Origin of the sequence: Pseudovibrio denitrificans JCM 12308, from assembly GCF_001310815.1 — a bacterium.
Lineage (GTDB): Bacteria > Pseudomonadota > Alphaproteobacteria > Rhizobiales > Stappiaceae > Pseudovibrio > Pseudovibrio denitrificans.
Genome location: NZ_BAZK01000017.1, coordinates 19,756 through 41,289 on the forward strand (window position 1 = coordinate 19,756; position 21,534 = coordinate 41,289).

At 53.9% G+C, this 21,534-nt stretch carries 27 protein-coding genes and 2 pseudogenes; 19 read left to right on the forward strand and 10 right to left on the reverse strand.

Going from position 1 to position 21,534, the window contains the following annotated elements; translation table 11 throughout:
- Window positions 1-260 precede the first annotated feature (260 nt).
- Window positions 261-548, forward strand: coding sequence for a hypothetical protein (locus tag JCM12308_RS19820; protein ID WP_054784846.1), 288 nt, complete (start codon window positions 261-263; stop codon window positions 546-548).
- A gap of 84 nt (window positions 549-632) precedes the next feature.
- Here the strand turns inward: JCM12308_RS19820 and acnA are convergent.
- A pseudogene (gene acnA, locus JCM12308_RS19825) lies at window positions 633-3,307 on the reverse strand (aconitate hydratase AcnA).
- 467 nt (window positions 3,308-3,774) lie between these two features.
- Between acnA and JCM12308_RS19830 the strand changes: the two are divergent.
- The 11 genes from JCM12308_RS19830 (at window position 3,775) to JCM12308_RS19875 (ending at window position 10,998) form a co-directional block, all read left to right on the forward strand.
- Entirely contained in the window at window positions 3,775-4,215 is a 441-nt protein-coding gene (locus JCM12308_RS19830; RefSeq protein ID WP_008550446.1) for a cupin domain-containing protein, read from the forward strand.
- 150 nt (window positions 4,216-4,365) lie between these two features.
- Window positions 4,366-5,070: a heme ABC exporter ATP-binding protein CcmA gene (gene ccmA / locus JCM12308_RS19835; RefSeq protein WP_208608885.1), complete on the forward strand. Its 705-nt coding sequence runs from the start codon at window positions 4,366-4,368 to the stop codon at window positions 5,068-5,070.
- Window positions 5,071-5,081: 11 nt separating this feature from the next.
- Complete coding sequence (ccmB, locus tag JCM12308_RS19840) at window positions 5,082-5,741, forward strand: heme exporter protein CcmB (protein WP_037037391.1); 660 nt, start codon at window positions 5,082-5,084, stop codon at window positions 5,739-5,741.
- 178 nt (window positions 5,742-5,919) lie between these two features.
- Complete coding sequence (locus tag JCM12308_RS19845; RefSeq protein WP_054784848.1) at window positions 5,920-6,699, forward strand: heme ABC transporter permease; 780 nt, start codon at window positions 5,920-5,922, stop codon at window positions 6,697-6,699.
- Between the two features lie 5 nt (window positions 6,700-6,704).
- Window positions 6,705-6,935 carry a heme exporter protein CcmD gene (gene ccmD / locus JCM12308_RS19850; RefSeq protein ID WP_008550536.1) on the forward strand — a complete coding sequence of 77 codons (231 nt, stop codon included), beginning with the start codon at window positions 6,705-6,707 and terminating at the stop codon, window positions 6,933-6,935.
- A gap of 5 nt (window positions 6,936-6,940) precedes the next feature.
- The gene (locus tag JCM12308_RS19855; protein ID WP_008550575.1) at window positions 6,941-7,534 is read left to right on the forward strand and encodes a DsbE family thiol:disulfide interchange protein; all 594 of its coding nucleotides are present in this window, start codon (window positions 6,941-6,943) and stop codon (window positions 7,532-7,534) included.
- A gap of 122 nt (window positions 7,535-7,656) precedes the next feature.
- Window positions 7,657-8,400: a DUF1223 domain-containing protein gene (locus tag JCM12308_RS19860; RefSeq protein ID WP_054784849.1), complete on the forward strand. Its 744-nt coding sequence runs from the start codon at window positions 7,657-7,659 to the stop codon at window positions 8,398-8,400.
- Window positions 8,401-8,568: 168 nt separating this feature from the next.
- Window positions 8,569-9,456, forward strand: coding sequence for a cation diffusion facilitator family transporter (locus tag JCM12308_RS19865; RefSeq protein WP_008550623.1), 888 nt, complete (start codon window positions 8,569-8,571; stop codon window positions 9,454-9,456).
- Window positions 9,457-9,668: 212 nt separating this feature from the next.
- Window positions 9,669-10,487 (forward strand): carbohydrate ABC transporter permease, encoded by an 819-nt coding sequence (locus JCM12308_RS19870; protein WP_054784850.1) that lies wholly within the window; start codon window positions 9,669-9,671, stop codon window positions 10,485-10,487.
- A gap of 104 nt (window positions 10,488-10,591) precedes the next feature.
- On the forward strand, window positions 10,592-10,720 hold the full coding sequence (locus JCM12308_RS32490) for a hypothetical protein (protein WP_280138407.1): 129 nt from the start codon (window positions 10,592-10,594) through the stop codon (window positions 10,718-10,720).
- Window positions 10,708-10,998: a hypothetical protein gene (locus JCM12308_RS19875; RefSeq protein WP_208978788.1), complete on the forward strand. Its 291-nt coding sequence runs from the start codon at window positions 10,708-10,710 to the stop codon at window positions 10,996-10,998. Before JCM12308_RS32490 ends, JCM12308_RS19875 begins: the two co-directional genes overlap by 13 nt.
- A 58-nt stretch (window positions 10,999-11,056) precedes the next feature.
- Here the strand turns inward: JCM12308_RS19875 and JCM12308_RS30575 are convergent, their stop codons facing one another.
- Complete coding sequence (locus JCM12308_RS30575) at window positions 11,057-11,251, reverse strand: hypothetical protein (RefSeq protein ID WP_208978789.1); 195 nt, start codon at window positions 11,249-11,251, stop codon at window positions 11,057-11,059.
- A 29-nt stretch (window positions 11,252-11,280) separates the two neighbouring features.
- Between JCM12308_RS30575 and JCM12308_RS30580 the strand changes: the two genes are divergently transcribed.
- Window positions 11,281-11,469: a hypothetical protein gene (locus JCM12308_RS30580; protein WP_208978790.1), complete on the forward strand. Its 189-nt coding sequence runs from the start codon at window positions 11,281-11,283 to the stop codon at window positions 11,467-11,469.
- Window positions 11,470-11,784: 315 nt separating this feature from the next.
- On the opposite strand, the gene amtB is transcribed toward JCM12308_RS30580, so the two are convergent.
- The 3 genes and pseudogenes from amtB to JCM12308_RS19895 all read right to left on the reverse strand — a co-directional run bounded on the left by amtB (window position 11,785) and on the right by JCM12308_RS19895 (window position 14,398).
- A complete protein-coding gene (gene amtB / locus JCM12308_RS19885; protein WP_054784851.1) occupies window positions 11,785-13,101 on the reverse strand; it encodes an ammonium transporter AmtB in 1,317 nt (438 codons plus the stop codon).
- Window positions 13,102-13,123: 22 nt separating this feature from the next.
- Window positions 13,124-13,461: pseudogene (locus JCM12308_RS19890) on the reverse strand (P-II family nitrogen regulator).
- A gap of 364 nt (window positions 13,462-13,825) precedes the next feature.
- On the reverse strand, window positions 13,826-14,398 hold the full coding sequence (locus JCM12308_RS19895) for a DUF924 family protein (protein ID WP_054784852.1): 573 nt from the start codon (window positions 14,396-14,398) through the stop codon (window positions 13,826-13,828).
- A gap of 94 nt (window positions 14,399-14,492) precedes the next feature.
- Here JCM12308_RS19895 and JCM12308_RS31730 point away from each other — a divergent pair, with 94 nt between their 5' ends.
- Complete coding sequence (locus JCM12308_RS31730; RefSeq protein WP_014283166.1) at window positions 14,493-14,717, forward strand: sulfurtransferase TusA family protein; 225 nt, start codon at window positions 14,493-14,495, stop codon at window positions 14,715-14,717.
- Window positions 14,718-14,738: 21 nt separating this feature from the next.
- On the opposite strand, the gene JCM12308_RS19905 is transcribed toward JCM12308_RS31730, so the two are convergent.
- Window positions 14,739-15,032 (reverse strand): 4a-hydroxytetrahydrobiopterin dehydratase, encoded by a 294-nt coding sequence (locus tag JCM12308_RS19905; RefSeq protein WP_014283165.1) that lies wholly within the window; start codon window positions 15,030-15,032, stop codon window positions 14,739-14,741.
- 155 nt (window positions 15,033-15,187) lie between these two features.
- Here JCM12308_RS19905 and JCM12308_RS19910 point away from each other — a divergent pair, with 155 nt between their 5' ends.
- Window positions 15,188-15,673, forward strand: a complete 486-nt coding sequence (locus tag JCM12308_RS19910) for a low molecular weight protein-tyrosine-phosphatase (RefSeq protein ID WP_041767775.1) — start codon at window positions 15,188-15,190, stop codon at window positions 15,671-15,673.
- An 8-nt stretch (window positions 15,674-15,681) separates the two neighbouring features.
- Here the strand turns inward: JCM12308_RS19910 and JCM12308_RS32655 are convergent, their stop codons facing one another.
- Entirely contained in the window at window positions 15,682-16,023 is a 342-nt protein-coding gene (locus JCM12308_RS32655) for a phosphatase PAP2 family protein (RefSeq protein WP_306303363.1), read from the reverse strand.
- Entirely contained in the window at window positions 15,906-16,577 is a 672-nt protein-coding gene (locus tag JCM12308_RS31735; protein ID WP_244271963.1) for a hypothetical protein, read from the reverse strand. Before JCM12308_RS31735 ends, JCM12308_RS32655 begins: the two co-directional genes overlap by 118 nt.
- A 306-nt stretch (window positions 16,578-16,883) precedes the next feature.
- Here JCM12308_RS31735 and JCM12308_RS19920 point away from each other — a divergent pair, with 306 nt between their 5' ends.
- Window positions 16,884-17,390: a 2-hydroxychromene-2-carboxylate isomerase gene (locus JCM12308_RS19920; RefSeq protein WP_244271964.1), complete on the forward strand. Its 507-nt coding sequence runs from the start codon at window positions 16,884-16,886 to the stop codon at window positions 17,388-17,390.
- On the opposite strand, the gene JCM12308_RS19925 is transcribed toward JCM12308_RS19920, so the two are convergent.
- On the reverse strand, window positions 17,387-18,514 hold the full coding sequence (locus JCM12308_RS19925; RefSeq protein WP_054784853.1) for a hybrid sensor histidine kinase/response regulator: 1,128 nt from the start codon (window positions 18,512-18,514) through the stop codon (window positions 17,387-17,389). The genes JCM12308_RS19920 and JCM12308_RS19925 overlap by 4 nt on opposite strands.
- Window positions 18,515-18,679: 165 nt before the next feature.
- Here JCM12308_RS19925 and JCM12308_RS19930 point away from each other — a divergent pair, with 165 nt between their 5' ends.
- From JCM12308_RS19930 to JCM12308_RS30595, 3 genes are read left to right on the forward strand one after another with little or no spacing between them, the layout of a single operon-like run.
- Complete coding sequence (locus tag JCM12308_RS19930) at window positions 18,680-19,642, forward strand: AEC family transporter (RefSeq protein ID WP_054784854.1); 963 nt, start codon at window positions 18,680-18,682, stop codon at window positions 19,640-19,642.
- 30 nt (window positions 19,643-19,672) lie between these two features.
- Window positions 19,673-20,281: an AEC family transporter gene (locus tag JCM12308_RS30590; protein ID WP_208978791.1), complete on the forward strand. Its 609-nt coding sequence runs from the start codon at window positions 19,673-19,675 to the stop codon at window positions 20,279-20,281.
- Between the two features lie 53 nt (window positions 20,282-20,334).
- A complete protein-coding gene (locus JCM12308_RS30595) occupies window positions 20,335-20,634 on the forward strand; it encodes an AEC family transporter (RefSeq protein ID WP_244271965.1) in 300 nt (99 codons plus the stop codon).
- 2 nt (window positions 20,635-20,636) lie between these two features.
- Here the strand turns inward: JCM12308_RS30595 and gluQRS are convergent, their stop codons facing one another.
- Window positions 20,637-21,494 (reverse strand): tRNA glutamyl-Q(34) synthetase GluQRS, encoded by an 858-nt coding sequence (gene gluQRS / locus JCM12308_RS19940; RefSeq protein ID WP_054784855.1) that lies wholly within the window; start codon window positions 21,492-21,494, stop codon window positions 20,637-20,639.
- Between the last annotated feature and the right edge of the window lie 40 nt (window positions 21,495-21,534).

Sequence of the window (21,534 nt, forward strand, 5' to 3'; positions counted from 1 at the left end):
TGCCCTTTCTATTCCAGAATGTAGTCCTTGCGATTGTTTTGCAAAAAGTGCGGAAGATGTAGCTCTGGGTCCCGCATCGCGCTTTGCTTGTGCGGGATGACGGTGGTGTGTTGAGCTGAGTTTGGGATGAAATTGGTGGGCTCTGAAGGTGGAGCTGCCAAAGAAAAACGGGCCTAGGGGGGCCTGTTTTGTCGTTGTGGGGAACTGAATAGTCTGCTTGTTGAGGTGTCTTAGCCGGAGACTAAGTTTCTCAGGACGTAGTGCAGGATGCTGCCGGCTTTGATGTATTCGAGTTCGTCCTCGGTATCGATGCGGCAATCTCCGCCGTCTTCCCGCACTTGATGCGGGATCCAGTGGGGTGTTCTGGATCCCGGCTCGGGGGCCGGGATGACGGCGTGGGGGTGGCTGAGGTCTGGGCACGTGGCTCTGGGTCCCGCATCGCGCTTTGCTTGGGTGGGATGATACTGAGGGGAGCTGCTCTGGGGTTGGAATGGCTGTGGGGTGTTGTGCTGGCTTGGGATGGATTTGGTGAGGTTGGTGGGCTCTGAAGGCGGAGCTGCCAAAGAAAAACGGGCCTTGGTGGGCCCGTTTTGTGTTTGTGGTGGACTGGGTAGTCTGCTTGTTGAAGTGTTTTAGCCGGAGACTAAGTTTCTCAGGACGTAGTGCAGGATGCCGCCGGCTTTGATGTATTCGAGTTCGTCCTCGGTATCGATGCGGCAGAGGGCTTCGATGGTTTTGGTTTCGCCGTTGGCGAATTCGACCTGAATGTCGACCATCTGGCGGGGTTTGAGGTCTGCCACGCCTTTGATGGTGACCTTTTCCGTGCCATCGATGCCGTGGGACTGCCAGCTTTCACCATCCTTAAACGTGAAGGGCAGGACGCCCATGCCGACGAGGTTGGAGCGGTGGATACGCTCGAAGCTTTGAGCGATCACAGCGCGCACGCCGAGCAGTTTGGTGCCTTTTGCCGCCCAGTCGCGGGAGGAGCCAGTGCCGTATTCTTTACCAGCAAACACCACAAGTGGAGTGCCTGCGGCCTTGTATTCCATGCAGCGTCGTAGATCCAGCGTTGCTCGCCGTCCTTGGTGGTGTAGCCACCTTCCACGCCCGGCACCATCTGGTTTTTGATGCGGATGTTGCCGAAGGTGCCGCGCATCATGACTTCATGGTTGCCACGGCGGGAGCCGTAGGAGTTGAAGTCTTTGCGCTCAACGCCGTGTGAGGTCAGGTACTGGCCTGCCGGGCTGTCTGCCTTGATGGCCCCTGCCGGGGAGATGTGGTCGGTGGTGATGGAATCCAGAAACAGACCCATGACTGCCGCGCCCTCAATATCGGTGAGGGGTGTTGGCTCCATGGTCATGCCTTCAAAGTAAGGCGGGTTCTGCACGTAGGTGGACGCTGGTGGCCAACCGTAGGTCATGCCGCCTTCGACCTTGATGTTCTGCCAGTGCTCATCGCCCTTAAACACATCGCCGTAGCGCTCTTCAAACATCTCTTCCGTGATGGAGGAGCGGATGAGGTCGGTGATCTCTTCCGTTGTTGGCCACAGGTCCTTCAGGTAGACGGGATTGCCGTCCTGATCCTTGCCGAGCGGGTCTTTGGCCACGTTGATGTTGAGCGAGCCTGCGATGGCATAAGCGACAACCAGTGGCGGTGAGGCCAGATAGTTGGCGCGCACATCCGGGTTCACGCGGCCCTCGAAGTTGCGGTTGCCGGAGAGGACGGAGCAGGCCACGAGGTCGTTGTCACTGATGGACTTGGAGATTTCCGGCGGCAGCGGGCCTGAGTTACCAATACAGGTGGTGCAGCCGTAGCCGGTGAGGTTGAAGCCGAGGGCGTCGAGATCTTCCTGGACGCCAGCTTTCTCCAGATAATCCGTCACCACCTGAGAGCCGGGCGCCAGTGATGTCTTCACCCATGGCTTTACATGCAAGCCTTTGGCGCGCGCCTTGCGGGCCACCAAGCCAGCGCCGATGAGCACGGATGGGTTGGAGGTGTTGGTGCATGAGGTGATCGCGGCGATGACGACGTCGCCGTTGCCAAGGTCATGGTCGCGGCCTTCCACCGGTGCGCGGCGAGTTTCTTCGCCTGCTTTCTTGAACTCCTCCGCCATGGTCTTGGCAAAGCCTTCCGCCGCATCAGCGAGGGAGATACGGTCCTGCGGGCGTTTTGGTCCGGCGATGGATGGCACAACGGTGGAGATGTCCAGCTCCAGCGTGTCGGTGAAGGTTGGTTCCGTGTGGGTATCGCGGTACATGCCCTGCGCCTTGGAATAGGCTTCCACCAGTGCGATACGGTCTTTGTCGCGGCCTGTGGCATTCAGATAGCGGAGCGTGTCGTCGTCCACCGGGAAGAAGCCACAGGTGGCGCCGTATTCCGGGGCCATGTTGGCGATGGTGGCGGCGTCTTCCAGAGACATGTTGTCGAGGCCGGGGCCGTAGAACTCCACGAACTTGCCGACAACGCCTTTCTTGCGCAGCATCTCAACCACGGTGAGTACAAGGTCGGTGGCGGTGATGCCATCCTGCAGCTCGCCGGTGAGTTTGAAGCCGATGACTTCCGGGATCAGCATGGAGATCGGCTGACCGAGCATGGCCGCTTCCGCCTCAATGCCGCCTACACCCCAGCCAAGCACGGCAAGACCGTTGACCATGGTGGTGTGGCTGTCAGTGCCGACGAGGGTATCCGGATAAGCGATGGTTTCGCCGTCTTCTTCCTTCGTCCAGACGGTCTGGGCGAGGTACTCAAGGTTCACCTGGTGGCAGATGCCGGTGCCTGGAGGCACAGCGCGGAAGTTATCAAACGCGGACTGGCCCCAGCGCAGGAACTCGTAGCGCTCATTATTGCGCTCATACTCGCGTTCCACGTTGAGGGCGAAGGCGGAGGTGGTGCCGAAATAGTCGACCATCACGGAGTGGTCGATGACGAGATCAACGGGAACCAGCGGATTCACCTTTTTCGGATCACCGCCGAGGCTGACAGCAGCATCGCGCATGGCAGCAAGGTCAACAACAGCAGGCACGCCGGTGAAGTCCTGCATGAGAACACGGGCAGGGCGGTAGGCGATTTCGTGGGTGGAGGTGCGGGTGGTCAGCCATTCTGCAACGGCCTTGATGTCATCCGCAGTCACCGTGCGGCCATCTTCAAAGCGCAGCAGGTTCTCCAGAACGACTTTCAATGAGAATGGAAGCTTGGAAACGCCAGTCAGGCCGTTCTTTTCTGCTTCAGGAATGGAAAAATAAGTGTAGGTCTTGCCGCCGACTTGCAGCGTTTGCTTGGCCTTAAAACTGTCTAGAGATTGTGTCATTCGGCGATCTCCTTATTTCGTTTCCCGCTCAGAACCGGAAACTAAGCTTTGAACTGACGAACCTCTCCAGTTCCTCCCGGAGTTTTGTGGCTCGCCGTCATGGCGTTGGCTTGATCATTTAACAAATGCATTAAAAGCGCTTCTTGAAATTCAATCAGCTTATAGTTGTCGACCCTATAGCGTCTTTCTGACGCAGGTTCCAGCTGAACCGCAGCGGAAGGCTAATAATTTACCATAGGTGAGGTTAGGCCGGAGTAGGGTGCCCGATCAAGCGGGATGGGGTTTGTATGAATCGCATTATATACAGGTGTATACAATGTGTCTATCCTATGTTTCTGGCCCTGTGTGGTTTTAAAGGCTCGGAAGGGGATCGCTGTTAGGATGCGTTTGCTTCGCACGAGAATAACTGCCGGGTATGGCGTAAAAGTGCGCAGAGAACAGCTGAAAACAACAGGAAGGCGATTCCTATGAAATCTGCAGTTTTGGTTGGTACGTGTTGTCTGGTTCTAGGTGGGTTTGCGGCTGGTGCGCTGGCTCAGGACAACGGAAATGCATATTCTGACGTCGAGGTTCTGCTTGATAAGAGCGAAACGACGATCACGAAGCAGCCGTTGGTTTACCCCGAAGGACGGCAGGCGCAGGTGACCTCTCTGGTCATTACGCTGGCACCGGGTGAGGCTGTTAAAGAGCATATGCACCCTATTCCTCTTTACGGATATATACTTGATGGTGAGCTGACGATCACCTATGAGAAAGAGGCTCCTCTGACCTTCAAAAAGGGCGAGGCGTTTATTGAGGCCGTCAACACCTGGCACTTCGGCAAGAATACCGGAACAGTGCCAACGCGAATCCTAGCCGTGTTTATGGGAGCAAAGGATTTGCCGAATGTGATACGGCCTCCTGAATAAAGTGGTTTGCGCAAAGACGGGATCATGCAAACTGCTTTAATTCTTTGTTGGAGCGTATCTTATCCGGAAATCGGATCCACTTTTCGGGATACGCCGTCAGTTTGGTAAGCAGTGAGAGCTGCTGTAGTGGTTTCGGGCGCGATGAACCAATTGAAGTTAGTCTGCCAGGGCGTTGCATGTGATCGTGGTGGCCGCAGAGTATTGAACCACGTCGACTTTGAAGTTGGCTCCAGTGAAGCTCTGATTGTGCAAGGCCCCAACGGTGTCGGTAAATCCAGTCTGCTGCGCGTGATCGCCGGGCTGGTGGCAAAAGCGCATGGTTCGCTTGAGCTGGAAGGTGGCATGGCTGAGCGCTCTGTTGCCGAACACTCCCATTACTTTGGGCACCTTGATGCCTTGAAGCCGCTGCAGACCGTGCTGGAGAACCTCAGTTTCTGGCGTAACTTCTTTGAACCTGCCGATTTTGGCGATGGCAAAGTGCGTGAGAGCATGAGCGAGATGGAAGCGCTGGAGACCCTGGGTATCGAGCATACAGCCAGCTTGCCTGCTGGTTATCTCAGTGCTGGACAACGCCGCCGTCTTTCCGTGGCGCGCCTGCTGGTGGTTCCACGCCCAATCTGGTTGCTTGATGAGCCGACTTCCGCACTTGATAAGGCTTCTGAAGAAGTGTTGCTTGGACTGATTGCAGACCACATCAACGCTGGCGGTGTTGTGATTGCCGCGACCCACCTGCCTCTGAATCTGCCAAACACCAAGTTCCTCAACCTGTCGCCAGTGACGACAGAGAGCGAGCATATGTTTGCGGGTGAGGATCTGGACGACTATTTCGACGAAGACGAGCAGGACGAGGGCTGATCATGAACTGGATGAAGTGTCTTTTTGTCCGCGAATATCAATTGGCGAACCGCGTTGGCGGTGGCGCGTTGATTGGCGTTCTGTTCTTTCTGGCTGTTGTGACGATCTTTCCGTTTGGTGTTGGCCCGGACATGATCTTGCTGTCGCGCATTGGTGCTGCGATCCTCTGGATTGGTGCTTTGCTGGCGACGCTGTTGGGGCTTGATCGTCTGTTTCAGGCTGACCGTGAAGATGGCTCTCTTGAGCTGCTGGTGATGTCAGGCCGTTCGCTGGAGCTGGTTGTGCTGATCAAGTGCGCGGCGCACTGGGCGGCGACGGGTCTTCCGCTGGTGTTGGCTACGCCGGTTCTTTCTTTGTTTGTGGGTCTCGACTTCCAGAGCATTGTTCTGGTGACCCTGACCTTGCTTGTTGGTGCGCCTGCTCTCACCCTTGTTGGTGCGGTTGGCGCTGGTGTTACTGTTTCCATGCGGCGGGGTGGGGTGCTGCTCTCCATTCTGGTTATTCCGCTGGCAATTCCAATTCTGATCTTTGGTGTGAGTGCCGCGACAGCGGGAGCGATCGACTCCAATAACTTCCTCGTTCCGTTCCTGTTTTTGTGTGCTCTGACACTTTTTGGTCTTGTTGTTGGACCTCTTGCAGCAGCTGCAGCGCTTCGCGTTTCAGGCGACTGATGGATGCGGCTATATGGCCGCTGAAATTCCCTGAAGCGTTAAGTCTATGTAAAATCGTCTAAAATGGGTGAATTCCCGAAGAAGTGAAGTGTCAAATTGCGCGTAATCAATGACCTTGATAGGTCCGTGACACTATGTACACATTGATGCTTCGTCATTCTCAGTTTAGAACGGCTCTATGACCTTATACGATCTTGCAAACCCAACCCGGTTCCTGAAGCTTGTGAAAGTTCTGCTTCCATGGCTTATCGTTGCGACGGTCGCTGCACTTGCAGTTGGCTTGTACTTCGCGTTTTTTGTTGCGCCTGAAGATTACCAGCAAGGCCAGACAGTGCGCATTATGTTCGTGCACGTGCCTGCTGCCCAGCTTGCATTGATGTGTTATGCGATGATGGCGTTGTCTTCGATTGGCTCTCTGGTCTGGAAGCACCCGCTGGCTGATGTTTCGGCCAAAGCTTCCGCTCCAATCGGTGCTGCATTTACCTTTCTGGCGCTGTTTTCCGGTGCGATCTGGGGTAAGCCGATGTGGGGTACCTTCTGGGTCTGGGACGCAAGACTGACTTCCTTCCTGGTGTTGTTCATCATGTACTTGGGCATCATCGCGCTGTGGAAGGCGATTGAAGATCCTATCAAGGCTGCAAAAGTGAACGCGATCATCACGCTGGTTGGTGTGATCAACGTGGTCATTATCAAGTTTTCCGTTGAATGGTGGAACACGCTGCACCAGCCGCCGAGCATTATCCGCAGCGGTGGTCCTGCTATTCACTCTTCCATTCTCATTCCACTTGGATTGATGGCTCTGGCCTTTGTGCTTCTGTTTGTAACTTTGCACCTGATGAGCATGCGTAACGAGATTATGCGCCGTCGGATCAGAGCGATGCGGATGCGTGCAGCTTCTGTTGCACCGGCTGCATCCAGCAACACAGTGACTAAAGCAGCTCCAGCAGGTGCGAGGTAAGGATCATGGACTTTTCAGAGTTTGGTCGTCACGCTGAATATGTGATTGCTGCCTATGCTATGGCTGCACTGGTCATCGGCATCCTGATTGTTTGGGTGCGAATGGACAAAACCCAACTGGAAAAAGAGATGCAGGCACTGGAAGCAAGTGGCATTCGTCGCCGTTCTTCCCGCCGTCCTGGTCCTTCCGTCAGTCAGGTGGTTTCCTCTTCAGCAGACGATAAGAGTGAGAGCTAACAGGAATGAGTAGTGAAATAGACGAGGAGAAGAAGTCAGGCATTTCTCCGCTTTTTCTTCTTCCGCTGATTGTTTTTGGTGCTCTTGCGGTTCTGATGGGTTTCATGATGCTCTCTGGTCATGACTCCAAAGAGCTGCCATCTGCCCTGATCGATAAGCCAGCACCTGAGTTTGATCTGCCGCCTGTGAATGGGTTGGAGCGTGATGGCAAGCAGGTTCCAGGGTTCAAGCGTAGTGATCTGCTTGGTCAGGTGACCGTTGTGAACATCTTCGCATCCTGGTGTGCGCCTTGCCGCGCTGAACACAAATACTTGATGGATCTGGCCAAGGATGATCGTTATGAGATCGCTGGCCTGAACTACAAGGACACGGACGTGAAGGCGAACCGATTCCTCGCAGAGCTTGGCAACCCTTATGACCGCGTTGGGTTCGACACTGGCCGCGCAGGCATTGAATGGGGCGTTTACGGGGTTCCTGAGACCTTTATCGTCGATGAGAAGGCTCAGATCCGCTACAAATTTGTTGGTCCACTGAGTGAGGCCAGCTATCGGGACGTCTTCCTACCAGAGCTTGAAAAAGTGCTGAATGAATCCAAATAATACCAGCGCCCCTGATTCCTTGGGTTTTCAGGGGCTCACTGGGATGTGATTCTACAGTTATCTGGTTATTGTTTAGGTTAGCGCTGCATCAGCGATGACTTAAACAATTGCGAAGGGCCGAAATGCGGTGGTTTTCTTTAAATAGATTGACGGGTGTTGTTCTCGCAGCAGGGCTGGGTCTTGCGACTTCACTCTCTGCGCAGGCACAAACTCCAAAGGCTGTGGTTGAGTTGTTCACCAGCCAGGGCTGTTCGTCATGTCCACCTGCAGACCAATTTCTGGAAGAGCTTGTCTCTGATCAGAAAGACGTTGTGACGCTTTCCTATCACGTTGATTACTGGGATTACTTCGGTTGGAAGGACACGCTTGGTTCGCCTGTGTTCACCCAGCGCCAGAAGGATTATGCCAAAAGCCGCGGTGATGCGCAGATTTATACGCCTCAGGTTGTCGTGAATGGCCGCGGGCATATGGTTGGCAGTGACCGTCGCTCCGTCAAAAATGCTATCCGCAAGTCCTCCGGCATGACTGTGCAGGTGGAAGCGATGCTGGATGACAATGCGCTTGAAGTTCAGCTCTCTGGCTCCCTGAAAGAGCCGGGCAAGAAGGCGGACGTTTATCTTCTTGGTATCGATAAGGAAGCTGTGGTTGAGATTCAGCGCGGTGAAAACGCTGGTACGACGCAAACCTACAAGAATGTTGTGCGCAGCATTATGCCGATTGGCATGTGGTCTGGTGCAGCTGAAGTGTTCCGTCTGCCACGCACTGCGCTGAAGATGTTCGACTCCAAGAACTGGGCTGTTCTGGTTCAGACGAACTCTGGCGAAATGCCGGGTGAAATCATCGGTGCCGCTTTTTACGACAAGTAGAAATAGCTGATATTCTGCAAGTGATTTTCATTTGCAAACATTGCGTGCAAATAAGCATAAAAACTGGCTATTTGAGCGCGTTCCATTGTTTAATATGCCACTGAAACCTGATAGAGGACGATAACTTTCTAAGCAGTCGTCGAGTTTGAATTAGGGTGGATGTGGCACATGGACCAGAGCATGCGCTTTGCGCTGGGCAGCATCGTCATTGGCATATTGGTATTTGCGCTCAAATACTTTGCCTTTGTGATGACAGGCTCCATTGCGTTCTATTCCGACGCCCTTGAAACCTCCATCAATATCGCGAGTGCTTCTGCTGCTGCCGGTGCTTTGTATCTGGCGCGCAAACCTGCTGACCAGAACCACCCTTACGGCCACTACAAAGCAGAATATTTTGCTGCTGTTCTGGAAGGTGTTCTGATTGTTCTGGCGGCAATCCTCATTCTGCGCAAAGCCTATATGGGTTTGACTGAGCCGTATGAGCTGGATGTGAACATTCAGGGCATTGGCTTGAACCTGCTGTCTTCCGTGATCAACTGCGTCTGGGCTATTGCTTTGATGCGGATTGGGAAGGCGCATCGCTCTCCGGCTTTGCAGGCGGATGCACGGCACATCATGACCGATGTTTATACATCCCTTGGCGTGCTGGTTGGTATCGCGGCTGTGTGGGTGACGGGTTGGCAGATGTTTGACCCGATCCTTGCTGGCATCGTTGCAGTCAACATTATGTGGTCTGGCTGGAAGCTGGTGCGTGAGTCTGTCGGTGGCCTGATGGATGAGGCTGCGCCGGAAGAGGAGCAGGAAGAAATTCGGGCGTTGATCTCCAAATTTGGTGATGGTGCGCTGGAAGCTCATGACCTGCGGACACGCCATGCGGGCCACGTGACTTTCATTGATTTTCATCTGGTGGTGCCGGGTGAAATGAGCGTTCTGGATGCCCATGCGATTTGCGATCGCATTGAGGAAGGCATCGCAGAAAAGATGCCGGGTGCACGTGTGACGATCCACGTGGAACCGGAAAATCATGCCAAGCATTCAGGAATTGTGGTTTTATAGGCACTTACAGAGCTTGAAACCTGACCTGCGTAGTTTTACGGTGTCACCTTAATTCCTATGGGGATTGGGTCTGATGGTGTCTGCCGTTTCTCAGAGATGATCTCCCGGTGCAGTTTGCCTGTTTTCAGGGCCACACAGGCTGCCTTTCGTTTGGTTGCGTGATCCTTCGCTTTTGCTGTGGTTCGGGGCTGCGCTGTGTTTCAGAGATAGTTATGCCCCGCTCTCATTACCTCGACCATCTTATCCTGCTTATCGGTGTGTTCGTTATTGTCGGGCCAGTGCTGATCATTGCATTTTCTTCGACACACTCCGGCGCAACACTTGGACAGGATGGACTGCAGTTCCTTCCGGGGCCGTATGGGGTTGAGGTTTACAGCAAGGCTTTGTTCGAGGGGCGTGGGTTTTCTAGGGGAGTGACGGGCCTGACCATGGCGCTGAACTCTCTGTATCTGGCGGTTGGGTTTGCATTGGCTAAGGTCGGGATCTCGTTGCTTGCGGCTTATGCGCTGGTGTATTTCCGCGTTCGTTTCGGCACGTTCTTCTTCTGGGTGATCCTGTGTAGCTTGCTGCTGCCGCTGGAATCCCGGTTTCTGCCAACTTATGCGGTGACCAGCCAGCTTGGGCTGGTGAACTCCTATCCGGGTTTGATGCTGCCCTTGCTTGCATCTGCGGTTGGAACGTTCTTCTTCCGTCAGTTCTTTCTCGGAGTGCCGACAGAGCTTTCTGAGGCTGCGCGGATTGATGGGGCAGGGCCGATCAAGTTTCTGAAGGACATTCTGGTTCCTGCTTCTGCACCTATGATTGCAGCGCTTGGCCTGCTTATGTTTGTGCAAGGTTGGAACCAGTATCTGTGGCCGGTGATGGTTTCCAGCGAAGAAACCAGGATGACACTAGTGCAGGGGCTGAGTCTGATTGGTCGTACAAGCCCGCAAGGGTTGGCGCTCGCTGTGCTTGCCATGTTGCCACCGATCCTGCTGGTGGTCTTCTGTCAGAAAGCCTTTGTGAAAGGGCTGACGGATGGACGTCAGTAGACTTCTCAGAAGCCTCAAAGAAACCATAATACCTGTCTTCTTTGAAACAGCACCGCTTTGTAGGGCTGATATCCATGTGAGGATTACAGAGGTCTGCCTGCTCAATGGCAGATACGTTCATGGAAGAAGGGTTTGGTATGATGTTGCGTGGTTTGAAGGCGTTTGCTGTTGTTGCTTCACTTGGCTTTGCTGGTTTGGCGGCTCCCAATGCAGCTTATGCATGGGTGAACTGAGCTGCTCAGAGCTGAATGCGACCATTATCGACATCGACGATATCTCTGATGAAGTTTTCTTTGAGGGCGGCGTTCGGGCTGGTTCCAATGTTGATGGTGCTCTTGGCCATCTGATCGATGTGGGGCGCCTGCTTGCTGAGCTTGAGGGTGACGGCAAGTTAGATCGTGCCGTGGATCGTTTGGAAGATGCCTGGATTGATGAGGACTGGAACGGGTATTCGTTCGCTCTGGATGATATCGCAGATCGCCTCGACTATTTTTACGACCGCGACTGTTAAGCGATATCCTGATGAAGTCCGGCCTTGTGCCGGGCTTTTTGCTTGTGGTGTTGGAGCCTCAGGAGGCTGCGCTGAAATAGTCTTCTCTCAGAAGGGCAGTGCCGTCAGGTTGCAAGACCCAGAGCTCCTTGGAGATGTTGCCGTGGGCTTTGTTCATCTTCCAATCGGAAGAGAGGATGGCCGAGCTTTCGCCTGAAGCGACGATTTTGGGGTTGAGGTATTCGACCTCTGAGAAACCTTCTCGAATGAGCATTTGCCAGAACTCGAGAATCTCGCTCGGCCATGGTAGGTGCCAAAGGGTTTGGCTTCCATAACAGCGTTGGCTTCGTAGCAGTTGGCGCAGCCTTGAGCATCACCCGCGTTGAACGCGTTTTGCCACTGTTGACTGGCTTCTTTCACTGCTGCTTCCAGTTCACTGTTCATCGTCGGACTCCAAAGCTCGGGCGTTTGCGCCTCTTTGTTTGGACGTAGGATGAAGAGCGAATCTTGATTAGAAATGGACGTATAGGGCATTCCTGAAAGTACCACCTATGAAAGGTGAAGTCCGTCTTTCAAATGTGGTAGGCGGATTTGAACCGACTAGTAAGCTGGGGTATCAACTTTCCTAAGCTTTTGGGTTGCTTTGATTTTGTAGTGTTTAGCGTTTGAGCACAGAGCTATCTGTTGAAGGAAAATGATAGGCTGGCAATTGCACTTAAAGAAAAAGCCCGGCGGTGGTTGCCGGGCTTTGTGATTTCATCTTTCAGTTCTGGGAGGGGGAATTGATCCTCCCAGATTTGCCAAGGTTCAGAGGCGCTGAGAGCCGGTGCCGAACTCAGGATAGGCTTCTACGCCGATCTCTGCTTTGTCGAGACCCATGGCTTCATCTTCTTCTGTCACGCGCAGGCCAACCAGCATCTGGATTGCGTACCAGACAATGGTGGAGGCAACGAAGGTGAAGATGCCGATGGCTGCTACACCGATGAACTGGGTGACGTAAGATGCGTCTGAGTTGGACAGTGGCACGATTAGCGTTCCCCAGATGCCGGAAAGCAGGTGAACCGGGATGGCGCCAACCACGTCGTCGATCTTCAGCTTGTCGAGCATTGGCACTGCGAAGACAACAATGGCACCCCCAACACCGCCAATGAGAACGGACTGAAGCACGCTCGGCGCCAGTGGTTCTGCGGTGATGGAAACGAGGCCAGCCAGTGCGCCGTTGAGGGCCATGGTGACGTCGACTTTCTTATAGAGAGCCTGTGTCAGTGCAATTGTTACGACCACACCGCCTGCAGCAGCCATGTTGGTGTTTGCGAAAATGCGGGAGATGTCTGTGACATCGCCAATGGTGCCCATAGCGAGCTGAGACGCGCCGTTGAAGCCGAACCAGCCGAGCCACAGGATGAAGGTGCCCAGAGTTGCCAGCGGCATGGAGGAGCCTGGCATTACGAAGACTTGGCCGTTCTTACCGTACTTGCCTTTACGTGCACCTAGGATGATTGCGCCGGACAGCGCAGCCCAGCCACCAACGGAGTGGACGAGGGTGGAGCCAGCAAAGTCAGCAAAGCCCATTTCGGAGAGCCAGCCAGCGCCCCACTGCCAGGAACCGGTGATTGGGTAAAGTACGCCAGTGAGGACAACTACGAAGATCAGGAAAGCCCAGAGCTTGATACGCTCTGCCATGGTGCCGGACACGATGGAGGCTGTGGTTGCGCAGAACACCATCTGGAAGAACCAGTCAGAGGCTGTTGAGTAGCCTGTATCCAGAGCGTCACCGCCGACAGGGTCAAAAGAGTATGGACCGATGGACCCCATGAAGCCGCCGTCAACGCCGGTGTACATGAGGTTGTAACCGGTGATCCAGAACATCAGACCAGCGATGGAGTACAGCGCGATGTTCTTGAGGCACTGCATGGAGACGTTTTTGGTGCGGACGAGACCTGCTTCCAGCATGGCGAAGCCCGCTGCCATCCACATCACCAGAAAGCCACCAATCAGGAAGAGTAGAGTGTTGAAGATGTAAGCGGTGTCGACAGCAAGAGCGTATTTTTCTTCTGCCATGACTGGGCCAGTGGAGAGTGCCAGTAGTGAACTTGCGGCAACAAGGGTGGAGGCGCGTTTCATATTCTCTATCCCCTTCACTTGATTATATTGCTTCTGCGTCTGCTTCGCCGGTGCGAATGCGGACGACCTGATCAATGGAGTAGACGAAGATTTTGCCGTCACCGATTTGGCCGGTCTGAGCTGCGTTTCCGATGGCTTCGACCACTTTGTCTGCCATGTCGGATGCGACTGCGACTTCGACCTTTAGTTTTGGGAGGAAGGTGACAGCGTATTCTGTGCCGCGGTAGATTTCTGTGTGGCCCTTTTGGCGGCCATAGCCTTTGACTTCGGTGACTGTGAGCCCTTGAATGCCCAGAGTGGTGAGTGCGTCGCGCACCTCATCCAGTTTAAAGGGTTGATGATTGCCATAACGATTTTCATGTCAGATTCCCGTTCCCCTCTTGCATGGAGTGTGCCGCAAAGAGTTCTGGAGACCTCTTTGGGACCGGGAAATTGCCAGTTATCTGGTCTTTCTCAGTATGCCCGGCCGGCACGCTTGCCCTTCCTCTTTCAAAGAGCGTGCCAGTTTTGGAAAATATCGATTTTTACGTAGACTTCGGGTGCGAGAGGCGTTGGAATAAACTTGAAAATTCAGCGGCTTGATTGAAATTAAATTTTCTTGATGAAGGGTAGATCAGGCGGACATGCGCAGAAAGTGGCTGTCACTAAAATAGGCAGAGCCATAAATTGACTCTGCCTATTTTATAATCACTAGAAATGTATGTCTAATTTTTAATCAGTGTGTTTATGCTCTGAAACCACCCGATGCCAGGAACTCGACTTCTTCCGGTGTTGAGGTGCGGCCAAGCACTTCGTTGCGGTGTGGGAAGCGGCCAAAGCGGCGGATGACGTCCATATGGATCAGTGCGTAATGATAGGTGTCCTGATCACCCAGACCGCGGAACAGATCCACGCTCAGATCCTGCATGTCCATTTCTTCCGAATGCTCGAAAGGCAGGAAGAAGAACATGCGATAGCCCATCGGGAAGGCGGTATGGAAGTTCTTGTTGAGGGACTCCAGAGCGACTTTGACGGCCTTCGGATCAGACGCGAATGCTTTGGGTGAGCCGCGATAGATGTTGCGGGGGAACTGGTCGAGCAACAAAAGGAGAGCCAGCGTGCCGTGCGGGGTTTGGGTCCAGTCGTCGTAGTCTCCGCGATTGGCAGCCTCTACGTCGGCTTCAAACTTCTCGCGAATTTCCTTATCGAATGCTTCGCCACCGTTGAACCATTTGGGGCCGCCTGCGGTCCACCAGAAATCCAGAATTTCGAGTGCTTTACTGGTCTCTGATTTTCCGTCGAGTTCCATTAGTGCCATGCTCCACTCCCCAATATTTGCTTTACTGTTGCGCAAAGTTCCGTTAGCCCAGCAACAAACACAGTGGCACATTCAAGTACCTGGTGGAACATTGGTGGACGATTCAAACATTCTGGACCTGAGAGGTCTTAACTGCCCATTGCCGGTGATGAAGACGCGCAAGCACCTTAAGCGGATGGCGAAGGGGGATCAGCTTGTGGTGAAAGCCACGGACCCAATGTCTGCAATCGATATTCCACATATGTGCCAGGAAGACGGCCATGTGTTGATTGAGAGTAAGATGGTAGGTGACGTGCGTCAGTTCAAGATTGAATGCTGATTGCGCTCTACTCTTGCGGGGCTAGGCCTCGAACAGCTTGTCCAGTTTGCGGGCGAGCTTGAAATCCAACTCAGTGAGCCCACCTGCATCATGGGTGGTAAGTAACACTTCCACTTTGTTGTAGGTGTTCGTCCATGTAGGGTGATGGTTCAGCTTTTCTGCCAGAATTGCAGCGCTGGACATGAAGCCAAATGCGCGTGCAAAGGACCGGAAGGTGAAGGTGCGCTCAATGGAGTTGCCATCTTCGGACAAGGTCCAATGCGGTAATTCTGCAAGGGCGAATTCTTTTGCGGTAGAGGACAGCAGCTCGGGCACAAGACCACCTTTGGTTTTGTTGCAAGGGGTGTCTCAGATTTAGTAGGTTTTTCTGACTCGCAAAATCCATGGATATTTGGGTAGACCCGCGCGAAATTCTGGAGCAAAGATTTCGGCTGGGATAAATATCCAGGCAGTCAGATTTGGAGGGAGCAGTGGTCTTGTTGCAGCGTCGTGTACTGTTTGTGTGTCTTGGCAATATTTGTCGAAGCCCGTTGGCAGAGGGCGTTTTCCGCCATCATGTGAAGCAGGCTGGGCTGGAAGAGCAGATCTATGTGGATTCTGCAGGAACCGCGAGTTGGCACACTGGCAAGAAGCCGGATATCCGCAGCATCCAAACAGCGCAGAAGCATGGCGTTGATATTTCTAATCAAGAAGCGCGCCAGCTGGAAGATGAGGACTTTGAGAAGTTCCACTACATCATCGCGATGGATGCCAGCAACCTGTCTAACATTCAGGCCAAAGCGCCTTATCTGCATACAGCGAATATTCGCTTGCTGCTGCAGGATGAGCAGAAGGATGTGCCGGATCCGTATTACGGTGCGAATGAAGGGTTTGATGAGGTATATGATCTGGTGCGGGACGGCACCTACAATCTGCTTCAGGAAATCCGTGAGGAGATGGAGCCGACAGAAATCTAGGCTTCTCTTCAGGTCATATAGAAAAGCTCCGCAGGCGGTTGCGGAGCTTTTTTCGTTTTGGGCTGCTTATTTGAACTTGCGGAAGAAGCTCTTTGTGCCGCGAGCGCACCAGCATGCTGCACTGCCGATCTTAGTGCGCAGCCAGTTGCCACCGTTGGTGAACGAGGTTTCCAGATTATTCGGCTGAGCCAGTTTGGGGTGCGCTGGTAGAGGTAGTGATAGACACCAATGATCACGAGCATGGTGATGCCCCAGGAGAGCAGGGTGTCTGAGAAATAGTGTCCGCCAAAGGCCACGCGATTGGCTGAGAGAACGAACACCAGTGCTCCGATTGCTGTTGCCAGTGGAATGCGCCAGGCTTTTGGGGCGATGAAGACCAGCGTGAACAGCCAGATGGAGCTGAGGCCTCACCCGATACAAAAGAGCAGTTACTATCACAATGGTTAGTAGGCTGCCATACGCCGATGAATGGCAGGTCTCCGCCAAAGATGTCTGTTTGCCTTGGGCGTGGGCGGCCCCACAAGTTCTTGAAGAACGCGTTGACGACAAGGCCTGGGCCGAGGATGAGCGTGGACACCACGAAAATCGGGTGCCTCAGATCCATTAGGGCTTTGATTTTGGGGAAGGCCAGCTTGATCAGCATCACCAGCAGCGACAGGCCCGCGACCCACTGAAAGAGATAGACGCCGAAGTAACGTACGCTGCGCCAGAACGGGTCTTTGGAGACCGGGAAACTGCCTTCGCCGTTGTAGAAGAAGTTGGAAGCCCTGACATCCAGCCCCGGGAAGATCAGAAATATCGCGGAGACGATAAGAATGTAGGTCAGGACTGCTGTGAAAGGTCGTTCACTGCAGAAATTGATGGTCTTCTTAAAGAATGAAGTCTTTGGGCCGTCTTGTACCACGGGAATTCCTGAGTTCTCTCTTGTGAGTTACAAGGCGGTATACTTGTTTTTGAGCGTTGCGCCAATGTGCTGCCTTGAAATTCCATCAGTGCTCAGCAAGATTACGTCTCGCATCGCCAAATTCCCATATAGGGGCCTGCGAGATAATTACAAATTGCATCCATTGCCATAGGCTGCGGCTTACCGGTCTGTTGGATCAGAAAGAGAAAGAATGCCTCGGCTCGCGTTTTATTATGAATTTGCCAGCCATACTCCTACCTGACTGCAGCACGTATTGAGCAGCTTGCAAAGGATCGGGGGATTGAGGTGGATTGGCGCCCGATTTTGCTGGGACCGATCTTCCGCAGACAGGGGTTTGAGAGCTCTCCCTTTGTCGCGAACCAGAAGAAGGGCGCTTACATGTGGCGGGATGTGGCGCGCATTGCTGCCAATCTTGGATTGCCATGGAAGAAGCCGCGCATCTTTCCGCAGCATAGCTTGCTGGCCTCACGCATCGCATTTGCCGGTCGTAAGGAGCCTTGGATCGGGGCGTTTACCCGGGCGGTGTTCCATATGGCTTTTGCGCTGGATGAAGACATCTCCAAACCGGAGCTGATGATTGCGTTGCTGCGAGAGCTGGATCTGGATGCGGATAAGATTATGCGGCAGGCGGAAACCACGGAAGTGAAGATCGGCTTGCGGGCTGCGGTTGCCGAAGCTGAGGCTCTTGGCGTGTTTGGGGCGCCGAGCATGATCACTGAGAAGGGTGAGCTTTATTGGGGCAATGACCGGCTTGATGAAGCGCTGGACGCCTCTTTTGTGCGGATCGGCTAACCGTTGCTGTGAAGCGTGCTTTCCAGCAGGCTGTAGAGTGCTGACGGGTTTATGGGTTTTTCCAGAATTTGCGCGAAGCCTTGTTTGAAGAGGGCTGGGCGGTCTTCTGGTGCAATGCTGGCGGTGATTGCAAAGCAAGCTTTTGCTCTGGTGTAACCGTTTGTTTGCATTTGAGTGAGGGTTTCGGCGCCGTTCATTTCTGGCATGTTCAGATCGAGAAAGATGAGATCTGACGGTGTTTCTTCCTGCATCTTCAGCGCTTGTTTGCCGCTGTCAGCAGTGCGCACCATCAGGCCGAATGAAGAGAAGATGGCTGCCAGCAGTTCCCGGTTCGGCTCATTGTCATCCACGACCAGCACAGACCCGGATAGCGCTGAGCGGGTGATGTTCTGCGAGGCAGGGGCCTGCTGCCTGTTCTTTTCAACTTCCTGAATAGGCAAGATGAGTTCGAAGCTGGCTTCATGTTCGGAGTTTGTAATGAGCCGTAGGTCGCCACCATTTTCACAAGCCAGATGCCGTGCGCTCCAGAGGCCGAGGCCATGACCGTCGGACTTCCGTTTCGGTGTGGGAGCTGCATCCAGATGAGAGGCTTGTTCTGAAGAAAGACCCGGGCCAGCGTCTTTGAGTGTGACCACAATGTTGGGTTCGTGGTTTGAGAACTTGATGTGAGCGCTGAGAGTGATGGTGCCGGTGTTGCTGTAAAGGATGGCGTTATCAACCAGCACTGCCAGAATGCGTTGCAACTCATCTGAGTGCGTTTGATAGGCCGACATGGCATCACGAGACCAGCGATGGATGAGCGTGTGCCCTGAGCTTTCTGCCTGTGGTGAAAACAGATCCACGATGTAGGTGAGCTGTTCCAGAAGTGGTTTGGCTTCCGGCTCAATTGGATGTGTAGCTGTTTGGTATGTCTCTGGCTCTGTATGCGTTTGCAGGATGATGCCTGTCAGCTCTTCCAGAGAGCCAATGGCTTTCTGCAGGGTGTTGAGGTGATGGTGCTGCTGATCGCTGAGCGGCTCCTGGGCAATCAGGTCAGAAGCCGTTTTCATGGCGGACAGCGGTGTTTTCAGGTCGTGCACCAGTCTCGCAATATCCTGCTTTGGGGCCGGTTTGGGCGCAGGCATGAGATAACTCCTTGATCAATCCTCGAAGAAGAGCCTAAAACACTGACGGTAAAAGTTCGCCCAGTTCTGGCAAGGATCCACCGAGATTTTGTTGTTTGATGCCTGCAAGCCTTTCTGCTTGTGCTCTGGGATAGTGCTGTAAGGTGGAAAGAGAGCGGACACAGAATGCTGTTTAGTACGCTGCAAGTGGTGTTTCCCATTTTTGCGACAGTGGGTGTGGGCTATGGCTTTGGTTACATTGGCCTGTTGAGCAAGCAGGTTGGCGATAACCTGAGCACCTTCTGCATCACCGTGCTTATTCCGGTTCTGATTTTCCGCACGCTTGCAACAGCTGACCTTGCCGGGTTGAGCCCTTGGGCGCTTTGGGGCACCTATTACACCGCGCTTACGACCAGTGCTGTGCTGGGTGGCTACATGGTGCGCAAGGTGTTTGGGCGAGAGGCCAGGGCTGCCTGCATTGGCGGGTTCTCCGCAGCATTTTCCAATATGTCTCTGGTTGGCATTCCGGTGATTACATCTGCCTTTGGGCAAGAGGCACTGGTTCCGATTTCTTTGATTATCTCAATCCACGCACCGTCTGTGACGCTGGTGTTTGTGCTGGCTATGGAGCGGGCCGTGGTGGTGGATGGCTATCAGGAGGCGCGGCCTTTCAAAGATGTGATGCACTCGTTGTTCAACACGCTGATCAAAAGCCCGCTGGTGATCGCCATTTTGCTGGGTGTTGGCTGGAACTTCTCAGGCTATGATCTGCCCGTGTTGCTAGATGGTGTGTTGCATCCGCTGGCAAAAGCGGCGAGCCCGGTTGCGCTGTTTTCGGTTGGCATGACGCTGCTGAACTACGGGGTGCGTGGGAACATTGCCATTGGCAGTGTGTTGAGTGTTTTGAAGATTGTGCTGATGCCAGCAATGGTCTTTGTTTTGGGGGCTTATGTGTTTCCGCTTTCACCGCTTTGGGTGGCTGTGGCGACCTTGGCGGCGGCGTGCCCGACCGGTGTTGTCGCGTATCTTTATGCCAGCCAGTTTGGAACCGGGCATGCGATGAGCGCGAACTCCATCAGCCTGACGACCATTTTCTCAATAATCACAATGAGCTTCTGGCTTTGGATCTTAAACTTTCTGGGCTACTAAGAGGGGCTTGCCATCTCTTTCGAGTTTCCCATGATTGTTCAGGTCTTCTTTGTCGTCTTTCCGATCTTTGCCCTTGTTGGCATTGGCTATGTTGTTGCCAGTGTTGGGTATCTGGACCGTGGTCTGGGCGATATTCTCAGCAAGTTCTGTGTGAACCTGCTGATCCCGATCCTGTTGTTCCGTAGCCTTGGCTCTGCAAACCTCAATGGCATCTCTCCATGGGGGTATTGGGCCACTTATTACGGGTCCATGATCGTGGTTGCCTTTCTGGGAGGCCTGCTTGTTCGTGTCGGGTTTGGGCGTGAGGCACGTGCGGCAGTGATTGCTGGGCTGACAGCATCGTTCTCCAACACTGTGCTTGTTGGCATTCCCTTGATTGATGCGGTTTATGGGTCTGAGGGCACACTGCTGATTTCGCTGCTCATCGTGTTTCATGCCCCTCTGACGGCTTTGACCTCTTCCATTTTGATGGAACGGGCTGTGGTGATTGATGGACACAAGGCGCCGCGCTCCAAGCAGGAGCTATTGATTGCTGTCGGTAAGGGATTGCTGGCGAACCCGATCCTTTATGGAGTTGTGGGTGGGTTGCTCTGGAATGTGTCGGGTTTGGAAATACCAAAGCTTGCAGATGATGTTTAGCCCCACTCGCGAAAGCTGCCTCACCGGTTGCGCTGGTTGCTGTGGGGATGAGCATGGTGAACTATGGCATCCGCGGTAATCTGGCGATTGGCGGTGTTCTGGCGATTATCAAATCGATCCTGATGCCGTTTGTGGTGTTTGTTGTTGCCGCTCATGTGATTGGGTTGCCGTCCGTCTGGGTGGGCGTTGCGACACTGATTGCAGCGTGTCCGACTGGCGTGTTTTCCTTCATCATGGCTAACCAGTTCGGCACTGGTCACGCCATGTCCACCAACGGCATCGCCATCACCACCGCGATCTCCGTTTTCACAGTCAGCTTCTGGCTCTGGTTCATTCAGGTGCAGGGGTATTGAGCTTAAAGCCCTAATCTCTCTCTGATCTGCTGTGGTGTGACGCCGCTGGCTCTTAGTTCGCGGAGGGAGGTGTCTTTGGCGGATTTGGCGAGTTTGCGGCCTGTTTTGTCGAGGATGAGGTCGTGGTGCTCGTAGTGAGGTTCTGGCAGGTCCAGCAAGGTTTGCAGCAGGCGGTGGACGCTGGTGGCGTGGTAGAGGTCTTTGCCGCGCAGGACATGGGTGATGCCTTGCAGAGCATCGTCCACTACCACTGACAGGTGATAGCTGGTTGGCGTATCTTTGCGGGCCAGCACAACATCGCCCCAGGCAGCTGGTTCTGCCCGTATTGCTCCGTGATGTGCTTCGTTCCAGGTGAGAGATGTGCCTGCCAGCTTGATGGCTTTGGCCATGTTGAGGCGCAGGGCGTACGGGGCATCCGAGTTCTGGAGGGCTTCCTGCTCTTGCTCGGAGAGGACGCTGTTGTCTTCGGGATAAAGCGGGGCGCCGTCTGGATCTCTTGGCCATAGGGTGCCTGAAGCGTCTTTTTCTGCAACGAAGCGTTTGATCTGGGCGCGGGTGAGGTAGGCCCTGTAGACTAGGCCGATGCTTTCAAGCTTTTCCAGCGCTTTGGCGTACTCGCCGAAATGCTCTGATTGCTTGCGGACTGGTGTTTCCCAATGCAGGCCAAGCCATTTCAGGTCTTCCAACATATCTTTCTGCAGCTGTGGTGTGCAGCGGACGGTGTCGATATCCTCGATGCGCAGCAGGAACCTTCCGCCGTTTTGCTTTGCGGCTTCATCGTTGAGGATAGCCGAATAGGCGTGGCCGAGATGGAGGTGGCCGTTGGGAGAAGGAGCAAAGCGATAGACAGGCAAGTTCATTTGCGAAATGGTTCTACTTGGAATATGGAAAGCCTGTTTT

What these genes read in the sequence shown, in the direction of transcription:
- JCM12308_RS19830 (WP_008550446.1), top strand. Translation starts at nt 3,775, where the DNA reads ATGAAATCTGCAGTTTTGGTTGGTACGTGTTGTCTGGTTCTAGGTGGG.
- ccmB (WP_037037391.1), top strand. Translation starts at nt 5,082, where the DNA reads ATGAAGTGTCTTTTTGTCCGCGAATATCAATTGGCGAACCGCGTTGGC.
- JCM12308_RS19845 (WP_054784848.1), top strand. Translation starts at nt 5,920, where the DNA reads ATGACCTTATACGATCTTGCAAACCCAACCCGGTTCCTGAAGCTTGTG.
- ccmD (WP_008550536.1), top strand. Translation starts at nt 6,705, where the DNA reads ATGGACTTTTCAGAGTTTGGTCGTCACGCTGAATATGTGATTGCTGCC.
- JCM12308_RS19855 (WP_008550575.1), top strand. Translation starts at nt 6,941, where the DNA reads ATGAGTAGTGAAATAGACGAGGAGAAGAAGTCAGGCATTTCTCCGCTT.
- JCM12308_RS19860 (WP_054784849.1), top strand. Translation starts at nt 7,657, where the DNA reads ATGCGGTGGTTTTCTTTAAATAGATTGACGGGTGTTGTTCTCGCAGCA.
- JCM12308_RS19865 (WP_008550623.1), top strand. Translation starts at nt 8,569, where the DNA reads ATGGACCAGAGCATGCGCTTTGCGCTGGGCAGCATCGTCATTGGCATA.
- JCM12308_RS19870 (WP_054784850.1), top strand. Translation starts at nt 9,669, where the DNA reads ATGCCCCGCTCTCATTACCTCGACCATCTTATCCTGCTTATCGGTGTG.
- JCM12308_RS32490 (WP_280138407.1), top strand. Translation starts at nt 10,592, where the DNA reads ATGGCAGATACGTTCATGGAAGAAGGGTTTGGTATGATGTTGCGTGGT.
- JCM12308_RS19875 (WP_208978788.1), top strand. Translation starts at nt 10,708, where the DNA reads ATGGGTGAACTGAGCTGCTCAGAGCTGAATGCGACCATTATCGACATC.
- JCM12308_RS30575 (WP_208978789.1), bottom strand. Translation starts at nt 11,251, where the DNA reads ATGCTCATTCGAGAAGGTTTCTCAGAGGTCGAATACCTCAACCCCAAA.
- JCM12308_RS30580 (WP_208978790.1), top strand. Translation starts at nt 11,281, where the DNA reads ATGGTAGGTGCCAAAGGGTTTGGCTTCCATAACAGCGTTGGCTTCGTA.
- amtB (WP_054784851.1), bottom strand. Translation starts at nt 13,101, where the DNA reads ATGAAACGCGCCTCCACCCTTGTTGCCGCAAGTTCACTACTGGCACTC.
- JCM12308_RS19895 (WP_054784852.1), bottom strand. Translation starts at nt 14,398, where the DNA reads ATGGCACTAATGGAACTCGACGGAAAATCAGAGACCAGTAAAGCACTC.
- JCM12308_RS19925 (WP_054784853.1), bottom strand. Translation starts at nt 18,514, where the DNA reads ATGCCTGCGCCCAAACCGGCCCCAAAGCAGGATATTGCGAGACTGGTG.
- JCM12308_RS19930 (WP_054784854.1), top strand. Translation starts at nt 18,680, where the DNA reads ATGCTGTTTAGTACGCTGCAAGTGGTGTTTCCCATTTTTGCGACAGTG.
- JCM12308_RS30590 (WP_208978791.1), top strand. Translation starts at nt 19,673, where the DNA reads ATGATTGTTCAGGTCTTCTTTGTCGTCTTTCCGATCTTTGCCCTTGTT.
- JCM12308_RS30595 (WP_244271965.1), top strand. Translation starts at nt 20,335, where the DNA reads ATGGTGAACTATGGCATCCGCGGTAATCTGGCGATTGGCGGTGTTCTG.
- gluQRS (WP_054784855.1), bottom strand. Translation starts at nt 21,494, where the DNA reads ATGAACTTGCCTGTCTATCGCTTTGCTCCTTCTCCCAACGGCCACCTC.